General features: G+C 62.1%; 14 protein-coding genes and 1 pseudogene. 12 read left to right on the top strand and 3 right to left on the bottom strand.

Annotation, left to right across the window (positions count from 1 at the left end; all coding sequences use genetic code 11):
- Positions 1 to 27: 27 nt before the first annotated feature.
- From M2333_RS01900 to M2333_RS01875, 6 genes and pseudogenes are all read left to right on the top strand, one after another.
- Positions 28 to 1,419: a UdgX family uracil-DNA binding protein gene (locus M2333_RS01900; RefSeq protein ID WP_264612542.1), complete on the top strand. Its 1,392-nt coding sequence runs from the start codon at positions 28 to 30 to the stop codon at positions 1,417 to 1,419.
- Positions 1,420 to 1,739: 320 nt separating this feature from the next.
- A pseudogene (locus tag M2333_RS01895) lies at positions 1,740 to 2,075 on the top strand (DEAD/DEAH box helicase); the annotation flags it as partial.
- A 147-nt stretch (positions 2,076 to 2,222) separates the two neighbouring features.
- The gene (locus M2333_RS01890) at positions 2,223 to 4,487 is read left to right on the top strand and encodes a TonB-dependent receptor (protein ID WP_264610690.1); all 2,265 of its coding nucleotides are present in this window, start codon (positions 2,223 to 2,225) and stop codon (positions 4,485 to 4,487) included.
- 5 nt (positions 4,488 to 4,492) lie between these two features.
- Positions 4,493 to 5,062 (top strand): hypothetical protein, encoded by a 570-nt coding sequence (locus M2333_RS01885; protein WP_264572289.1) that lies wholly within the window; start codon positions 4,493 to 4,495, stop codon positions 5,060 to 5,062.
- Positions 5,059 to 6,555 (top strand): PepSY-associated TM helix domain-containing protein, encoded by a 1,497-nt coding sequence (locus tag M2333_RS01880; protein ID WP_264610689.1) that lies wholly within the window; start codon positions 5,059 to 5,061, stop codon positions 6,553 to 6,555. Before M2333_RS01885 ends, M2333_RS01880 begins: the two co-directional genes overlap by 4 nt.
- Before the next feature lie 337 nt (positions 6,556 to 6,892).
- Entirely contained in the window at positions 6,893 to 7,393 is a 501-nt protein-coding gene (locus tag M2333_RS01875) for a phage baseplate assembly protein V (RefSeq protein WP_264610688.1), read from the top strand.
- 140 nt (positions 7,394 to 7,533) lie between these two features.
- Here the strand turns inward: M2333_RS01875 and M2333_RS01870 are convergent, their stop codons facing one another.
- Positions 7,534 to 7,920 carry a winged helix-turn-helix transcriptional regulator gene (locus tag M2333_RS01870; protein ID WP_264610687.1) on the bottom strand — a complete coding sequence of 129 codons (387 nt, stop codon included), beginning with the start codon at positions 7,918 to 7,920 and terminating at the stop codon, positions 7,534 to 7,536.
- A gap of 86 nt (positions 7,921 to 8,006) precedes the next feature.
- Here M2333_RS01870 and M2333_RS01865 point away from each other — a divergent pair, with 86 nt between their 5' ends.
- From M2333_RS01865 to M2333_RS01845, 5 genes are all read left to right on the top strand, one after another.
- Positions 8,007 to 8,624 carry an FMN-dependent NADH-azoreductase gene (locus M2333_RS01865; protein WP_264610686.1) on the top strand — a complete coding sequence of 206 codons (618 nt, stop codon included), beginning with the start codon at positions 8,007 to 8,009 and terminating at the stop codon, positions 8,622 to 8,624.
- Between the two features lie 44 nt (positions 8,625 to 8,668).
- On the top strand, positions 8,669 to 9,301 hold the full coding sequence (locus M2333_RS01860) for a DsbA family oxidoreductase (protein WP_264610685.1): 633 nt from the start codon (positions 8,669 to 8,671) through the stop codon (positions 9,299 to 9,301).
- A gap of 1,089 nt (positions 9,302 to 10,390) precedes the next feature.
- Positions 10,391 to 11,767 (top strand): aminotransferase class III-fold pyridoxal phosphate-dependent enzyme, encoded by a 1,377-nt coding sequence (locus tag M2333_RS01855; protein ID WP_264610684.1) that lies wholly within the window; start codon positions 10,391 to 10,393, stop codon positions 11,765 to 11,767.
- Positions 11,754 to 12,479 (top strand): haloacid dehalogenase type II, encoded by a 726-nt coding sequence (locus tag M2333_RS01850; RefSeq protein ID WP_264610683.1) that lies wholly within the window; start codon positions 11,754 to 11,756, stop codon positions 12,477 to 12,479. Before M2333_RS01855 ends, M2333_RS01850 begins: the two co-directional genes overlap by 14 nt.
- 28 nt (positions 12,480 to 12,507) lie before the next feature.
- Entirely contained in the window at positions 12,508 to 13,002 is a 495-nt protein-coding gene (locus M2333_RS01845; protein ID WP_264570976.1) for an Lrp/AsnC family transcriptional regulator, read from the top strand.
- 47 nt (positions 13,003 to 13,049) lie between these two features.
- Here M2333_RS01845 and M2333_RS01840 read toward each other — a convergent pair whose 3' ends face one another.
- Together M2333_RS01840 and M2333_RS01835 are read right to left on the bottom strand one after the other, a co-directional pair.
- Positions 13,050 to 14,120, bottom strand: a complete 1,071-nt coding sequence (locus M2333_RS01840; RefSeq protein ID WP_264570977.1) for a tartrate dehydrogenase — start codon at positions 14,118 to 14,120, stop codon at positions 13,050 to 13,052.
- Between the two features lie 29 nt (positions 14,121 to 14,149).
- Positions 14,150 to 15,634 carry an NAD-dependent succinate-semialdehyde dehydrogenase gene (locus M2333_RS01835; protein ID WP_264610682.1) on the bottom strand — a complete coding sequence of 495 codons (1,485 nt, stop codon included), beginning with the start codon at positions 15,632 to 15,634 and terminating at the stop codon, positions 14,150 to 14,152.
- Positions 15,635 to 15,809: 175 nt separating this feature from the next.
- On the opposite strand from M2333_RS01835, the gene M2333_RS01830 reads away from it, so the two are divergent.
- Entirely contained in the window at positions 15,810 to 16,154 is a 345-nt protein-coding gene (locus M2333_RS01830; RefSeq protein WP_264570979.1) for a tRNA-binding protein, read from the top strand.
- Positions 16,155 to 16,219: the final 65 nt, after the last annotated feature.

The raw sequence follows: 16,219 nt of genomic DNA, 5'->3' as shown, positions 1-16,219 counted from the left end.
CCGGCCCAGCTCCGAGATCAGCCGGCGCTGTTCAATGCCGAACTGGATGACGCCCATGATTTCGACACATGGCGCGATCTGGCCCGCGCCCTGGTCTTGCAGGGCGTCGGTCCGGAGCATATCCGCTGGGCAGCGGCATCGGACGGCGTGCGGGATTTGTTCGCGTCCAAAGACACGCCTGAGCCTGCTCCATCACCCCGCCCGGTCACGGCCAACAAGCGCTTCATCGAGTTGGCCCGCAGGGTGATCCTGCACAGCTCGGATACACGGTTGGCGCTGCTCTATCGCCTGTTGTGGCGCCTGCAAAGCGACCCGCACCTGCTTGAAAAGACGAGCGATGCCGATGTGCACGCCCTCACGCAGTTGGAGCGGCAGGTGCGCCGCGACATTCACAAGATGAGGGCGTTCGTGCGGTTCCGGCTGGCCCAGGATCCCGATGGAACGGACCGCTACGTGGCCTGGTTCGAGCCGGATCATGCCATCGTGCGCGCCAACGCCCCGTTTTTCCTAAACCGGTTTGCGGGCCAGCGCTGGTCCATCCTGACACCCGATCTCAGCCTTCACTGGGATGGCGCTCAGCTTGCGGAGGGGCCGGGCGCCGACGCCCGGGATGCCCCAGGCGAAGACGAGATCGAAGGGCTTTGGCAGCGTTATTATGGCTCCATCTTCAACCCCGCGCGGCTCAAGGTGGCGATGATGGTGAAGGAAATGCCTCGACGCTACTGGAAGAACCTGCCGGAAGCCGCCTTGATCCCTGCGTTGATTGCCGGCGCGCAGGCCCGCGAGGCCCAGATGGTCGATCAGGGCGCCGATCCCTTCCAGCGCCCGCCCCCGACGTCCCTCGGCGAGATTGCCGAGGGCATCTCGACCTGTACGGCCTGCCCGATCGGCTGCAACGGCACGCGCGCCGTCGCCGGCGAAGGGCCCGGCAACGCGCGGCTGATGATCGTGGGCGAGCAACCCGGCGATTTCGAAGAGCAGCAGGGCCGGCCTTTTGTTGGCCCGGCGGGACGGTTGCTCGACGGGCATCTGGAGACGGCGGGGTTCGATCGTGCCGAAATCCGGCTGACCAACGCCGTCAAACATTTCAAATTCGAGCAACGCGGCAAGCGTCGTCTCCACCAGAACCCGACCGCCGGGGAGATCGACCATTGCCGCTGGTGGCTCGATGCCGAAAGACGGATCGTTCAGCCAACGATCGTGCTAGCCTTGGGCGCGAGCGCAGGACGCGCCCTGCTGGGCCGAACACCCAGCATCGCCAAGGAGCGCGGCCAACCCTATCAGCTCGCGGACGGCAGCCAGCTCTGGCTGAGCGCCCATCCCAGCTATCTGCTGCGCCTGAGCGGCGAGGCGCAAGCGCGGGAACAGAATTTGTTCGCCCGCGATCTGGCGGCGGTCCGCGTGGCGCTGCAAGGTTGATGAGTGCAAGAGACGCGGTGCGACGGCCGCTGATGTTGCGCATAGGCCTGCGGAGATCGCTTGGAATAAAAAGGGAGCGGCGGCCATCGAACTAACCATCACCCGATCGCAGCGAATGCAAGCACCCAGAGGCGAAATCGGCAACGACGGAGGCGAGGGGCACGCGCCGTCGGCACCAGCGCTCATTTGTAAGTGGCGGAGAGGGTGTACGCCAAAATTCTATGTTATTTAAAGATTATTTCCTGGCTTGCTTTCATGGTCATAAAAATCGTCATAAATTGGCATAGTGCGTTGGCACTAGAGCGTTACGCCGCCTTCGGCATGAGCGCTTCGTTGCGACCTTCGCGTTTCATGAGACGGCATCAGGCACGGGCCATCGCAGCCGTGCGCGAGGATCTTGCCAGCGGTCGTCCAATGGACCGACTGATCATTGGCGATGTAGGCTATGGAAAGACCGAAGTTGCTCTCCGGGCTGTGGCATTGGCTGCCCTGCCGGGCATCAAGTCGTGGTCGTGGCGCCAATGACCGTGCTTGTGCGCCAGCACCTCGAAACGTTCGAGCGTCGCTTCGCAAGGCTGCGCGTCAAAGTCGCTGGCCTATCCCGACAGAACGAGCCGCTGCCTCAGGAAATTCATTCGGCGGGTTGCGTGTCCGGCTTTGAAGCGCTTGCAGTGCAAATCTGCTTCAGCGACCCCCATCCGATCTCGTTGTCGTAAAATTCAAACCGGACCGACATTCTTATTTGCGGTTGACTCGCATTAGCATTGCAAATACGCGCACCCCATCAAAACCGCGGGGGCATCATGAAAACCAACTGGCTGCTATCGACTTCACTGCTCGTCACGCTTGCGAACCCCTCGCCCGCCCGTGCTGAAGCTGTCGCACCTGTGGATGAGCCCGTAGAAATCATTGTCACCGGGGAGAAGACTTCGCGTAGCCTGCAGGAAACGACGGCCTCCGTCGGCGTCGTGACAGCCGCGCGCCTTGCCGATGAAAATGTCCTCACGATCCAGGAAATCTACCAGCGCACGGCGAATGTCTCCGAGACTTACGGTGCATCCGGTTTCTCGATCCGCGGCATCGACCAACGCGGCGTCTCGGGCGGCGGCGACGCAGCCACGGCGACCGTCTTTGTCGATGGCGCACCGGTTCAGCAGGATATTCTGTCCAATGGTCCGACGGACATGTGGGACGTCGCTCAGGTCGAAATCTTCCGGGGCCCCCAGTCGACAATTCAGGGGCTGAATGCGCTGGCCGGCGCGGTGCACATTCGTACCCAGGACCCCACCTTCAATTGGAGCGCCAAAGGTCGGGCGCTGGTCTCTTCATTTGACACCACCCAGTTCGCCGTTGCGGGTGGCGGACCGTTGGTTACGGACGAGCTGGCCTTCCGGGTCTCTGCCGAAAAGCGGGACTCTGATGGGTACATCTACAATCCGACTCGCCGGGCGCCTGAAAACCCGCTGGACTCGATCTCGCTGCGCGGCAAGCTCCTGTGGACGCCTTCAGCCTCGCCCGGCTTCGAGGCGCGGCTCAACTATCATCACTTCGAAACACAGGGTGGCTATCTGTTCGTCTACGTCGACCGGTCGAATGGCGATTATTTCGAGACGCGGACCAACCCCTCGGACTATCCCAACAGCAGCGATGTCAATAGCGACCAGATAACGCTGGATCTGCGCTACGATCTTGGCAGCGGCCTCTCGCTCAGCACGCTCGGCACCTGGACGGACACGAACTTCATCCGGAAATATGATGGCGATTCCTCGGCGGCCAGCACAGCCTATAGCGACATCGCAGGCGGGACGGAGACCTTCACCCAGGAACTGCGCCTCAATTATGAAAGCGGTCGACTAAGCGGGCTTGTCGGCCTGTTCTATTACAATCGCGACCAGTATCGGCAATCGCATCAGGTCACGCTCGTGCCAACGCCTGCCAGTACGATCGTCAGTGCACTCACGCCCAGCCTTGGTGCAGCAACAGCGCAGCAGGTGGCGGGAATCTACACCGCCGCGTTGCCAAATATTCCGGTCGACTACACGTCGGACTTTCCAACTCAGGTCGAAACCATGGCGCTGTTTGCGGATGCCCGCTACCGCGTGACCGATCGGCTGTCGCTGATCGGCGGCTTCCGCTACGATCATGAGCGAAACAAGATCGGCGGCGAGGCCGTGGCGAGCTTCGTCGGCACTTTGCCGAACCCGGCGCTGTATCCTGCACCTCTGAATGGCGCGATCGCAGCGCTGAATGGCTTTGTGCTCGGGTTGGTAAACGACGCCAATGGCTCGGCTCCCGTGGGAACGCGAAAGTTCAATGCATTTCTGCCCAAGGCCGGGATTGAGATGGGATGGACTCCAGACTTTTCCACCGCATTCGTGGCTCAGCGCGGCTATCGGTCAGGCGGTAGCAGCTTCAACACGGCGCGATCGCAGCTATTTGCATACGATCCGGAGTTTACCTGGAACTATGAGCTCTCTTTGCGTTCGTCCTGGCTCGACGGCCGGCTAACCGCCAACGCAAACGCCTTCTACATCGATTGGACCGAGCAGCAGACCACCGCCAATTTCGGCAACGGCACCTACGACACGCATACCGTCAATGCCGGCAAGTCGCACGTCTACGGGTTTGAGGTCGAGGTGGCGCATCGCGTCTCATCCGCCTTCGACTGGTATGCGAGCATCGGCCACACGCGCACGAAGTTCGATGAGTTTGTGACGGACGTCGGGTCGATCACCGACCTCTCGGGCCTCGAATTCCCCTATGCGCCCAAATGGACTCTTTCGGGCGGCGCCAATGTGCGGTTCGCCGATGGCTTCAATGCCAATGTCAACGCCAGCTACCGCAGCGCTGTCATGACGGATGTGTCGACCCCACAGGCGGAGAGCCGGGTCGGTGCCCGCACGCTCGTCAATGCGCGGATCGGCTATACCGCCGATCACTGGAGCCTGTCGCTCTTCGCCAACAACGTCTTCAACGAGAAATACGATCAGTACGTCAACGACTACACCGGTTTTGCCGTTATCGGCGCGCCGCGCAGCGTGGGTGTGGTGCTGGAAGCCGGGTTTTGAGTGACGTGGCATTTCCGGTCGTAATTGTCGCGATCATCGCCGGCAGCCTGGCTGGCTCATGGTCGCTGCGGCGCGCATGGCAGCTTAAAGCGGGCAAGGCGCTGTGGCGCCGGGCAGGCCTGGCATTGCTGGGCGCGACCCTGCTCTGGCCGGCGTGGACGCTGGGCGAGGCGCGGGGACCCTTTGTGGCCGTTACGCTCCTGTCTGTCACGGCGCTTGGCGTCATTGCCTCTGGATACACGCGGCGCCCGGCTCGCGCGCAACGCGCTAACCGGGAGGGGCTCGCACCCGAGCCCGCAGAACGGGCACCCAGCGCCTGGCGCACCACGTTGCGCTGGTCGCTCGCCGGCCCCATCGGCATGATCGCTGCAATGGGACTGGGGATCAGCTATGCCGTTTGGGCACCCGGCGAAATCCAGACGCGATTGCTGATCGGCGGTCTGATCGTGCCGCTGGCCTGGGGGGCAGCAATGGCATGGACCCTCGCCGATAGCCGCATTCTACGCGCCACCGCTGTGTTGGTGGGAACGTCCATTATCGGCTTCGGCGCTGCCATGCTGAAGGGACTGACATGACGACTAGCCAGACAAAGAAGAAAGGCGCGGGCTTCCCATCGCCGGATCTGGTGCGCGCAGTCCTCAAGGGGCACAGCGGCCTCGGCCTCGCTTTCGCCGCACTGCTTTACTTGATCTGCCTGACCGGCACGATCGCCGTGTTCGCCAACGAGTTCTATCGCTGGGAGAACCCGCAGGTCGAGCGCATGGAGACCATCTCTGGGGATGCCGTTCAGGCAGCCTATCGCGCTGCGATGGATCGCGCCAAGGGGCCCGTCGAACACGTCTACGTTCTGATGCCCAGCAAGGATCGGCCCTGGCCGACCGTGCGGATCGACACCGAGGATGGTACACGCACAACCTGGATCGTCGATAGCGAGGGGCGCATTACCGGAGCGTTGCGCGAAAGCTGGACCCATTTTCTCACCCGGCTGCATATCAACCTGCACCTGCCGCAACGCTGGGGTATTTTCATCGTGGGGCTGAGCGGCGTCGCGCTGCTCTCCTCCCTGATCTCCGGATTGCTCGCTCATCCCCGCATTTTTCGTGATGCCTTCCATTTGCGGCTCGGCGGCTCGCGGCGACTGCAGGAGGCCGATCTGCACAACCGCATCGGCGTCTGGGCTCTTCCCTTCCACGTCACGGTTTCGCTGACTGGCGCATTGCTGGGCCTGAGCACTGTCATCATCGGCGCGATCGGCCTTGCGGTGTTCCAAGGCGACACTGCCAAGGTCTACGCCATCTTTACGCCGCCCCATCCGGCCGAAGATACGCGCCCTGCCCCGCCCGTCGACTTGCGGCCACTGTTCGCGAAAGTGGCTGAACGAGAACCGGGTGCTCCGATCAGCTATCTTGTTGTCGAACATCCAACCGAGCAAGGCGCGGCCGTCATGTTCGAGGTTGAAAGCGGCACGACCCGCATCGCCAGCAACGATGTCTACGCCTTCGACCGCTCAGGAGCGCTTTATTACCAGCAGCAGGCCGCGCAGAATAATATTGGACAGCAGATTCTAGGATCGCTGGGCCCGCTTCATTTTGGGTGGTTTGGCGGCGGCATCGTCAAGATTGCCTATGGGCTGCTGGGTCTTGGCCTCACTTATCTTGCAGCGGGCGGGGTCCATATCTGGCTGGCCCGGCGGCGTGACAAGGGCAGGCCCGCCCCAGGCTGGGAACGTGTCTGGGCCGCAATCGTCTGGGGACAACCTCTGGCGCTGACATGCGCCGCCATCGCCGCGCTATTCACAGTAGTAGGAGCCGTGCCGATATGGACGTGGGGGACGATCAGCCTCGCGGCGCTGGCGGCAGCGGCTGTGGCCACGCCGGCGAGCTTGTCAGGGGTCGGACGCAATGGAACGGGCGCTCTGTTGATCGCCCTTGCAATCGGGCACGCAATTTTGTTCGGCGCCAATGACATGATGGCCCTGATCGTTGATGGTTCGCTCGCCCTCATGGGTGCAAGCTTGTTAGACGTTTCGTCGTACTCGCGGACACGCCTGCAGGTGAAAAGCGCGTGAACGATTGGCAGGTTTGGATGGCGGACTATGAAGGGCTGAATCCCCGATCGGCTAGCGTAATCCGTCGCTTCAACCCTCTCATACCCTCATCATTGTCGGACGGTCCCTCGCGGCTTCGTTAATGGCGGCCACATCAGGTAGCGCTCGGCGCCCTCGCTTCACCGTCTCAACCAATTTATAAATGTCGCTAAGGCCGATGTGCAGTAGATCTTACTCCGGTCTGCAGACGGTCTGCGGCATATTCAGGTCCGCAGCCTGTGATTGGCCGGTTCACGCGAGTTCGAACGAGCGCGCGAACTGATCATGCTGGCCCTCACTCCTAACGAAAGGCCGATCAATGCAGCTGACCCGCGCCAAAGTGACCGACGTCGACGATCCCGAAGGCCTTGGCCGAGTGCGGCTGATGCTGCCGCCGCCAAGATCGGAGTCCGGTTGGACGGACGTGGCATCACCGGCTGCGGGCACCGGCCCACGGCTTGGTGCTGCACCTGCGGTCGGCGACACTGCTTTGGTCGCGGCAGTTGACCGTCGTGGGCGCGATCTGGTGGTCATGGGCTTTTTATGGACTGCCGCCGAGCGTCCAGCCGGGAGCGCAAGCCTCCGCACACGCGATGGCCTCAGTGTCACCCTCGACAGCGCCGGCGATCGGCTTGTGCTGTCCAATGCCAGCGGCACCCAGCTGGTGATCGGCGGCGGCGCTACTATCACCATCACGGCCGACCGGGTGACGATCGATGCCGCTATTCTCGAGGCGTCAGGCACGGTGAAGTGCGACGCGCTGATCGCCAACAACGTTGTCGCCAGCAGCTATTCGCCTGGCTCTGGGAATATCATGTAGACTGGTCACGTGAGGCAGCTGCTGTCAGGCTAACGTGTCAGCCACGCGGGTCGTTATCTGACCATGATGAGGTCGCATGGTGTCAGTCTCCTAGCGACAGTCTTGCATGACTTCCGCAAAGATGATCATCGAATGTGATCCTAAACGTCCTTGCTCGCATCGTATCGGGTACGGGCGTTCTGGATGTTATCCTGATTGCTGTTCGCCCACATGGTGAGCGCCATGACGGGTGCGAGAAGTGACCCTCCAATATCGGTCAACTCATACTCCACGCGCGGCGGGATCGTGGGAAACATCGTCCGTTTGATCAGCCCGTCGCGTTCCAGTCCACGCAGGGTAATGGTCAGCATCCGCTGCGAGATGCCACCGATCCGGCGGCGCAGTTCGTTGAAGCGGACCGGCCCGTCTTTAAGCGTCGCGATGATGTATAGGCTCCATTTATCCCCGACGCGGTCGAGGATTTCCCGGACCATCCCGCAATCTTCCCCCTGAGTAGGGGTAGGAAAATCGATGTCACCTAGTGTCATTGCAGTGCCTTCTTGCGAGGAGCGATATGGTCACTTTATTAGTGTCGGTAACAAATAGTTACTACTATGTCTTCGCTGGAGTGACCATGACCAACATTCTCCTCGTTACGTCGAGTCCTCGTGGTGCCGAAAGCCTATCCACCCGTTTCGCGACCGAAATCGCACAAGGCCTCAGGACTCGCCAGGGCGGTATTTTTGTAACGCGCGACCTTTTGGGCAATCCCCCGCCACATATCGGCCCGGCCTATATCCACGGCCGGGTCGCGGCAGCCGAGGCGCGAACGCCCGAGCAGGTCGAGGCCGTGGGTATCGCCCAGGAACTGGTGGATGAAGTGAAGGCGGCTGACGTCATCGTGATGGGTTCGGGGATGATCAATTTCGGCTTGCCATCGTCGCTCAAGGCCTGGTTCGATCACATCACCTGGCCGGGCGTGACTTTTGGCTATAGCGGAGATGGTGCGCGGGGGTTGCTCACCGGCAAGAAGGTCTATCTCGTCACCGCCGCAGGTGGCGTCTTCTCGGAGGGCGAATGGGCCGCGTTCGATTTCCAGACCGGTTATCTGCGCCATCTTCTGGCTTTCATCGGCCTTACCGACGTCGAGATCATCCGCGTCGAAGGCACTGTCTTCGGGCCTGAAGCGGCCAAGGCCGCCATCGCTACCAGCGAAGAGCAGGTCCGCGCGCTCCTGGACAAGGCGGCCTGATCTTAACGGCGTCCGTCCGCTACGCCGATCCTAGGAATGATCTCATGCTACAAATCGATCTATTTACCGAGATCAGCTGTCCGTGGTGCTTCGTCGGGCATCACCGTCTCGACAAGGTTCTGGCGGAGCGCTTCCCCGAACTGGACGTGGATATCCGTCAGCACCCGGTTCTCCTGCTTCCTGATGCACCGCCCGAGGGCCTTTACATTCCCGATCTCCTGCGCTGGCGCTACGGCGCGACGGATCCCAAGGCGGCATTCGTCCGGCCCGAGGCGGAAGCGCGTGCATCCGGTTTCGATCTCGACCTGAGCCATCAGCTCTGGGCATATCGAACGCAGCCGGCGCACGGGCTCATCCTTGCGGCGCGCGAACGCGGGACGCAGCATCGGCTCGCGGTTGCGATCACCGACGCCTATTTTCTGAAAGCCAAAAACACCTCGGACGCCGATGTCCTAGCCGATATCGCCATGGCCCATGGGTTCGAGCGCCAGGAAGCCCACGCGATCGCGCTTGATCCCGAGCAGCACCGGCGCGTCGAGCAGGAGGCGGCTCAATCGGCAGCGGCCGGGGTCCGGTCCGTTCCACACTTTGTGTTCGGCGGGCGCATCGCCATCAATGGCGGACGAAGCGAAGACGAGCTGGCATCGGCCATCCGTCAGGCGGCGGGCATGACGTAGCCGAAGTCGGTCCCGCCTGAACAAGCCCATTCTTGAGCGCAAGGGACACAAGGTTGGCTGGCCGTCTCACGCGCGTCGATTCCTAACGAGAGCCAGCGACCGGCAACGTCTTCCCAATTACGCGGTGAGCGGCAGCATTCTGAAATGGCTCATCCTGGAAGGTCAGGCCCCTGCAAGAAACACCCTATATTGCTTGACCGCGCCGTTAGTTTGTCGGCCTGGATTGGGTTGAGCTCATCATGTCCATGGCGCGGTCGTCGCACCGCTACCAACGGCGGCAGAAGCGCTAAGGATGGCAAGGGTGGAAGGGACGGCATAGTTCCCAAACGAGGGCGCCGACCTGACCCAGGTCGCCGTCAGGGAAATGTCGAGGTTATCGAATAACGGGAACGCTCTGCCAAAGCAGCACGTTCTCGCGAAAACGTTCCAATTGGTGCATCCTCTCATGGGACATCAAATTCAATGGCATGGTTAACGTAAACTTTAAGATCCCTTGATGTTCGCCCTTCACCAGCGTGGCTGACACCATCTGCAAGGGATTTCGGGCATTTTCTTAAAAATCTAAAATGCGTAGCTCCTAGGGCGGCCGCGCTTTTGCTCGCTTCTACATCAGCCACTGCCATGGCAGTCGACGAGGCAGCTATTGTCAACCAATACACCGTTCGTCACACCGTGCGCTAACGACCGCTTAGTCCCAAACCTTGCCGATGAACTGCGTAAATGTTAAGTGGTTTCATCATAAACATTTGATATTTAACATAATTACTATTGTCGTATTTGTGCATTTGTAAGGCCAAGTTTCAATGGTCATCAGGCGATGGTCGGCTATGCCTACCTTCGGAAGAATCTGGCCGCAAGCGATCCCGGCCTCGCTCTAAGTTACGCGCAGCCATCCCGCGGGTGCCCCTGCGGCCACTGACGGCATGGTCTGCTGCCCACAACTCACGCAATTGGCGGCTTCTCATGAGTACGAAGCAGATTCCACTCCGCCGAACCGCAAAAACGGAAGATTAGGCGGCGCGGCACGGCGCAATCGGGATATGGCCGGGCGTCGTTAGATTAGGTTGGTGACATTCAAAGGAGATGTGAATGTCCCTCAATTCGCTCATCGAGTCAGATCGGGCGCACTGGATACACCCTGTCGCTCCATGGCGTGACCATGAGGAGCGCGGCGTAACTGTCCTGCGCTCTGGCAAAGGCGCCTATCTGACCGATATCGAAGGCCATGAACTGCTCGACGGGTTCGCCGGGCTCTGGTGCGTCAATGTCGGCTATGGTCAGGAGAGCATCGTTGCCGCAGCGGCCGAGCAGATGAGGCGCCTGCCCTACGCGACGGGCTATTTCCACTTCGGCAGCGAGCCGGCCATCCTGCTTGCCCAGAAGCTCGCCGAACGGGCGCCGGGCGATCTTGATCACGTCTATTTCACGCTGGGCGGTTCGGACGCGGTGGACGGGGTCATTCGCTTCATCCGCTATTATTACAATGCAACCGGCCGGCCGTCGAAGAAGCACATGATCGCGCTGGACCGCGGCTATCATGGCTCCTCAACCACCGGCTCAGGCCTGACCGGCCTGCCCTCCTTCCATCTCAACTTCGACGTGCCGGGGCCGACCCAGCATCATATCGCGCCACCGTATGCGTATCGGTCGGATGCGGCGAACGATGCCGAGTTGATCGCGCTGTGCGTGGCGGAGCTGCGGGCGAAGGTCGAGGCCCTGGGCGCGGAGAATGTCGCTGCCTTCTTTGCCGAACCGGTGATCGGTTCGGGCGGTGTTATCGTACCTCCCCGGGGCTGGCTCGCCGCCATGCAGGCGACCTGCCGCGATCTCGACATCCTGTTAATTGTCGACGAAGTGATCACCGGATTCGGCCGCACCGGCCCTCTGTTCGCCTGCGAACATGAGGGGGTTGAGCCGGACTTCATGACGGTCGCCAAGGGCCTGACGGCCGGCTACGTGCCCATGGGGGCGCTGTTCATGTCCGATCGCATCTATCAAGCCATCGCGGACAACACGCCCTCGGGCGTCCCGATCGGCCATGGCCAGACCTATTCCGGCCACCCGGTCAGCGCCGCGGTCGGCCTTGAAGTGCTGCGGCTGTACGAGGAAGGCGGCTTGCTCGCCAATGGCCAGAAGGCCGGCGCTCATTTCGGCACACGGCTTCAGGAACTGCGCGACCATCCGCTGGTGGGCGACGTGCGTTCGCTCGGCCTGCTGGCCGGTGTCGAGCTCGTCACCAACAAGGTGACAAAGGCGCGCCCCGCCAAGGAGCTCGCCCTGCCCGATCGCATGGCGCGGATCGGCTATAAGAACGGGTTGATTTTCCGGGCATTTGGCGATGGCATCATCGGGTTCGCGCCGCCAATCTGCATCACGGTTGACGAGGTCGACCTGCTGGTTGACCGCTTCCGCCAGACCCTGGACGAACTGCTTACCATCAAGGAGATCCGCGATGCGGTTGACTGATTTCAAGGCCCTTTCCTTCGATTGCTACGGGACCTTGATCGACTGGGAATCGGGCATGGTCGAGGCGCTGAGCGGCCTCATCGCGCGCGCCGGCGTGCAGCTCTCGCGCAACGAGATCCTACAGGCGCACGCGCGCCACGAGTCCGAGCAGCAGGCCCAGACGCCGGGCAAGCTCTACCGCGATCTTCTGCCGATCGTGTACAAGCGCCTCGCCGAGCAGTGGGGCATGCCGGTGACGGTCGAGGAGTGCGAGGAATATGGTCGGTCGGTGCGCGATTGGCCCGCTTTCGTGGATTCCCCTGGCGCGCTTCAATATCTCAAGAAATATTACAAGCTGATCATCCTCTCGAACGTGGACAATCGCACCTTCAGCTACAGCAATGCCCGGCTCGAAGTCGATTTCGACGCCATTTATACGGCCGAGGATGTCGGTGCTTACAAGCCGTCGGACGCAAACTTCGACTATATGAAGGCGCATCTGGCCGATCTGGGGCTGGAGGCCGGCGATGTGCTCCACACCGCGGAAAGCCTGTTCCACGATCACCTCCCCGCCAATCGGCATGGCCTGGCGAGCTGCTGGATCTTCCGCCGCCACGCGCAGGAAGGTTTCGGGGCGACCATGACCCCGGAAAAGGCCCCCGACATCGATTTCCGCTTCAATTCGATGGCCGACTTGGTGAAAGCTCACCAGGAAGAAATCCGCAACGGATAAAACCGCCCGAGGGAGGTCGCTCACGCCGATGATCAACGCGCCGAAGTTGGATCGTATCGACATCAACATCCTGGCCGAGCTGCAACGCAGCGGACGGATCACGAACGCCCAGCTCGCGGACAAGGTGGGCCTGTCACCAAGCCCTTGCCTCTCGCGGGTCAAGCGGCTGGAAACGGCGGGCTACATCTCCGGCTACAGCGCGATCATCAACCTCTCGAAGGTCGGCGGCAGCCAGATCGTGTTTACTTCCGTCACGCTAGGCGATCATCGCCGCGCGGACTTCGCCAAGTTCGAGCAGAAGATCGCCCAGTTCGAGGAACTGGTCGAGTGCCACCTCGTGAGCGGTGGCTTCGACTATATGCTGAAATTCGTCGTGCGTGGCATCGCGGAATATCAGGAGATGATGGAGGAGATACTGGAGAGCAATATCGGCGTCTCCAAATATTTCTCCTACATCGTGATCAAGTCCGCTGTCGTGCGCGGCCAGCCGCCGGTCAAGCTGCACGTTCCTTCAATGCGCTGACAGAGACAGCAAAGCTTGGATCGCCTCTCTTCCGAAGAGAGGGGTTGTCACGCCAACCGCTCTGCTACGGCCCTGCCGCATGTGGCGGTGTCCGCCTTCCCGCCCAGGTCGCGGGTTCGCAATTCATCCTGTGCCAGCACGTCCTCGATGGCACGCAGGACTGCATCGGCAGCCGCCTGCTCGCCAAAATGCTCCAGCATCAGCGCGCCGCACCAGATCTGGCCGATGGGATTGGCGATCCCCTGCCCCGCAATGTCCGGCGCGGAGCCATGGACCGGCTCGAACAGCGAGGGCACCGAGCGGTCGGGATTGATGTTGCCGCACGGCGCGATGCCGATTGTCCCCGTGCAGGCCGGGCCGAGGTCCGAGAGGATATCGCCGAACAAGTTGGAGGCGACCACCACGTCGAACCGATCCGGGTTCATCACGAACTGCGCGGCCAGGATGTCGATGTGATATTTGTCCGTTCGCACCTCGGGATAGGCCTGCGCCATCTCCTCGACGCGACCGTCCCACCATGGCATGGTGATGGCGATGCCATTGGATTTAGTGGCCGAGGTCAGATGCCGCTTAGGCCGCTTGCGCGCCAGATCGAAAGCATAGCGCAGGATGCGGTCGGTGCCGAAGCGGGTCATCACCGTCTCCTGCATCACGACTTCCCGGTCCGTGCCGGGGAAGGAGATGCCGCCGATCGCGCTATATTCGCCTTCGGTATTCTCGCGCACGATCATCATATCGATGTCGCCCGGCGCGCGGCCCGCCAGCGGGCAAGGCACGCCGGGCATCAGCCGCACTGGGCGCAGATTGACATATTGGTCATATTCCCGGCGGAACTGGATGAGCGAGCCCCAGAGCGAGACATGGTCGGGCACCGTGTCCGGCCAGCCGACGGCCCCGAAAAAGATCGCGTCGACATCGCCGATCTGCGCCTTCCAGTCCTCCGGCATCATCGCGCCGTGTTGGGCATAATAGTCGCAGCAGGCGAAATCATGCCATTGCTGCTCGATGGTGAAGCCGTGGGCCTTGGCGGCGGCTTCCAGCACCCGGATGCCCTCGGGCACGACTTCCTTGCCGATTCCGTCCCCGGGAATTACCGCGATCTTGTAATGGCGCGTCATATGCGTGCGCTGCTCCTGTCGGTCTGGTTTCAAGCCGCCGGTTTCAAGCCGGCCCAATGGAACGTCTTGATCTCGAGATATTCCTCAATGCCTTCCGCGCCGCCCTCGCGGCCGAGGCCGGATTGCTTGGTCCCGCCGAAGGGCGCCATCTCCATCGCCAGCGTGCCGGTGTTGAGGCCCACCATACCGAAATCGAGCGCCTCGCCCACGCGCCAGGCGCGGTGGAGATCATTGGTGTAGAAATAGGCCGCGAGACCATAAGGCGTGGCATTGGCGAAGGCGATCGCTTCCTTCTCATCCTCAAAGCGGAAGATGGGCGCGACGGGACCGAACGTCTCCTCGCTCGCGAGCAGCATCGTCTCGGTTGCACCGGTGAGAACCACCGGTTGCGTATAGCCTTCGGGAGCTTCGGCCGACGCCGCAATGCTGGCGCCATTGGAAAGCGCGTCCGCAATGTGCGCGGCGACCTTCGCCTTGGCTGCGGCGTTGATGAGCGGGCCAATGGTAGTGCCTTCTGCCGTGCCGGAGCCGACCCGCAACGCCGCCACGGCCTGCCCGAGCCGCGCGACGAAGGCATCGTGAATGCCCGATTGCACGAGCAGGCGATTGGCGCAGACGCAGGTCTGGCCGGCATTGCGGAACTTGCTCGCCATCGCACCTTCGACGGCTAGGTCAAGATCGGCATCGTCAAACACGATGAACGGCGCATTGCCGCCCAGCTCGAGGCTCAGCTTCTTAACTGTGTCGGCGCATTGCCGCATCAGCAGCGATCCCACCCGGGTCGAGCCGGTGAACGACAGTTTGCGCACGACTGGGCTGGCGGTCAGTGCCGCGCCAATGCTCTCGGGCAGGCCGGTCACGACGTTGAGCACCCCGGCCGGCAGCCCGGCTTCCTGCGCGAGCGCCGCGATTGCCAGGGCCGTGAACGGCGTCAACTCGGAGGGCTTCACGATCATCGTGCAGCCGGCGGCCAGCGCCGGCGCGACCTTGCGGGTGATCATCGCGGCGGGGAAGTTCCAGGGGGTGATCGCGGTGCAGACGCCGATCGGCTCCTTGCGCACCAGGATGCGGCGGTCGCGCGTGGGCGCTGGCACATCATGGCCCGAAACGCGGCGGCCTTCCTCCGCGAACCATTTGATGAAGGTGGCGGCATAGCGGATTTCCCCCGCCGCCTCGGGCAGTGGCTTGCCTTGCTCGGCGGTCATGATGCGCGCCAGATCGTCGACATTCTCCATCACCAGCGCATGCCAGCGCTCCAGGATCGCGCATCGCTCGCCCGCCGTGCGCGCGCGCCAGTCCGGCAGCGCCGCGTCCGCCGCCTCGATGGCGCGATTCGTATCAACGTCGTCGCATGCCGGCACCGTGCCAATGGCCACATCGTCCACGGGATCGGTCACCGTCAGCCGGCCACCGGACGACGCCGCAACCCACGCCCCGCCGATCAACGCACGCTCGATCAACAAGTCGGTCCTGACCAGCCCCGCAATGCCCCTTCCGGCCACAACTGCATTCATCGGCACACAACTCCTGTCTGTCGGCCGATTTTAGGGAGGCAGCGCACGGTCCGGCTGTTCGATTCTCGCAGGACGCGGCAGATCGGCCCGAAAATCCTGCCTGCTTCGGAATAAGATTGCGCGGCGGATGTGACACAGGCCACAGACCGAACGAACGACACAGGAAAGGAAGATCATGTCCGAAGCGAAGGATGAAGCCACTTATGACGACTGGCAGCGGCTCGACATCCGCGTCGGGACGATCCTCGACGTGCAGCCCTTTCCTCGGGCGCGCAATCCTTCCTACAAGGTCCAGGTGGACTTCGGCGCATTCGGTACGCGCTGGTCGAGCGCGCAGATCACCAGCTATGCACCCGAAGCGCTGATCGGCACGCAGGTCTGCTGCGTGGTCAACTTCGCCCCGCGCAACATCGCCGGCTTCCAGTCCGAGATCCTGATCCTCGGCGCGCGCGACACCGATGGCAACGTTATCTTGCTGACGCCTCGCAGCGCCGTGCCGATCGGGGAAACGGTGTTTTAAGCGGGCCTTGGCGCCCCTTTTCGGTCGAGCGAAGTCGACACACGAACGGATGTTGTAAAGAGCTA

It is taken from the genome of Sphingobium sp. B11D3B (genome assembly GCF_025961735.1).
Classification (GTDB): domain Bacteria; phylum Pseudomonadota; class Alphaproteobacteria; order Sphingomonadales; family Sphingomonadaceae; genus Sphingobium.
Note: the sequence above shows the minus strand (reverse complement) of the source record. Positions and strands in the feature narration are given on the sequence as shown.

Bases quoted from the DNA above. Each gene is read 5' to 3' on its own strand.
- M2333_RS01890 (WP_264610690.1), top strand. From the start codon at position 2,223: ATGAAAACCAACTGGCTGCTATCGACTTCACTGCTCGTCACGCTTGCG.
- M2333_RS01880 (WP_264610689.1), top strand. From the start codon at position 5,059: ATGACGACTAGCCAGACAAAGAAGAAAGGCGCGGGCTTCCCATCGCCG.
- M2333_RS01875 (WP_264610688.1), top strand. From the start codon at position 6,893: ATGCAGCTGACCCGCGCCAAAGTGACCGACGTCGACGATCCCGAAGGC.
- M2333_RS01870 (WP_264610687.1), bottom strand. From the start codon at position 7,920: ATGACACTAGGTGACATCGATTTTCCTACCCCTACTCAGGGGGAAGAT.
- M2333_RS01865 (WP_264610686.1), top strand. From the start codon at position 8,007: ATGACCAACATTCTCCTCGTTACGTCGAGTCCTCGTGGTGCCGAAAGC.
- M2333_RS01860 (WP_264610685.1), top strand. From the start codon at position 8,669: ATGCTACAAATCGATCTATTTACCGAGATCAGCTGTCCGTGGTGCTTC.
- M2333_RS01855 (WP_264610684.1), top strand. From the start codon at position 10,391: ATGTCCCTCAATTCGCTCATCGAGTCAGATCGGGCGCACTGGATACAC.
- M2333_RS01850 (WP_264610683.1), top strand. From the start codon at position 11,754: ATGCGGTTGACTGATTTCAAGGCCCTTTCCTTCGATTGCTACGGGACC.
- M2333_RS01845 (WP_264570976.1), top strand. From the start codon at position 12,508: ATGATCAACGCGCCGAAGTTGGATCGTATCGACATCAACATCCTGGCC.
- M2333_RS01840 (WP_264570977.1), bottom strand. From the start codon at position 14,120: ATGACGCGCCATTACAAGATCGCGGTAATTCCCGGGGACGGAATCGGC.
- M2333_RS01835 (WP_264610682.1), bottom strand. From the start codon at position 15,634: ATGAATGCAGTTGTGGCCGGAAGGGGCATTGCGGGGCTGGTCAGGACC.
- M2333_RS01830 (WP_264570979.1), top strand. From the start codon at position 15,810: ATGTCCGAAGCGAAGGATGAAGCCACTTATGACGACTGGCAGCGGCTC.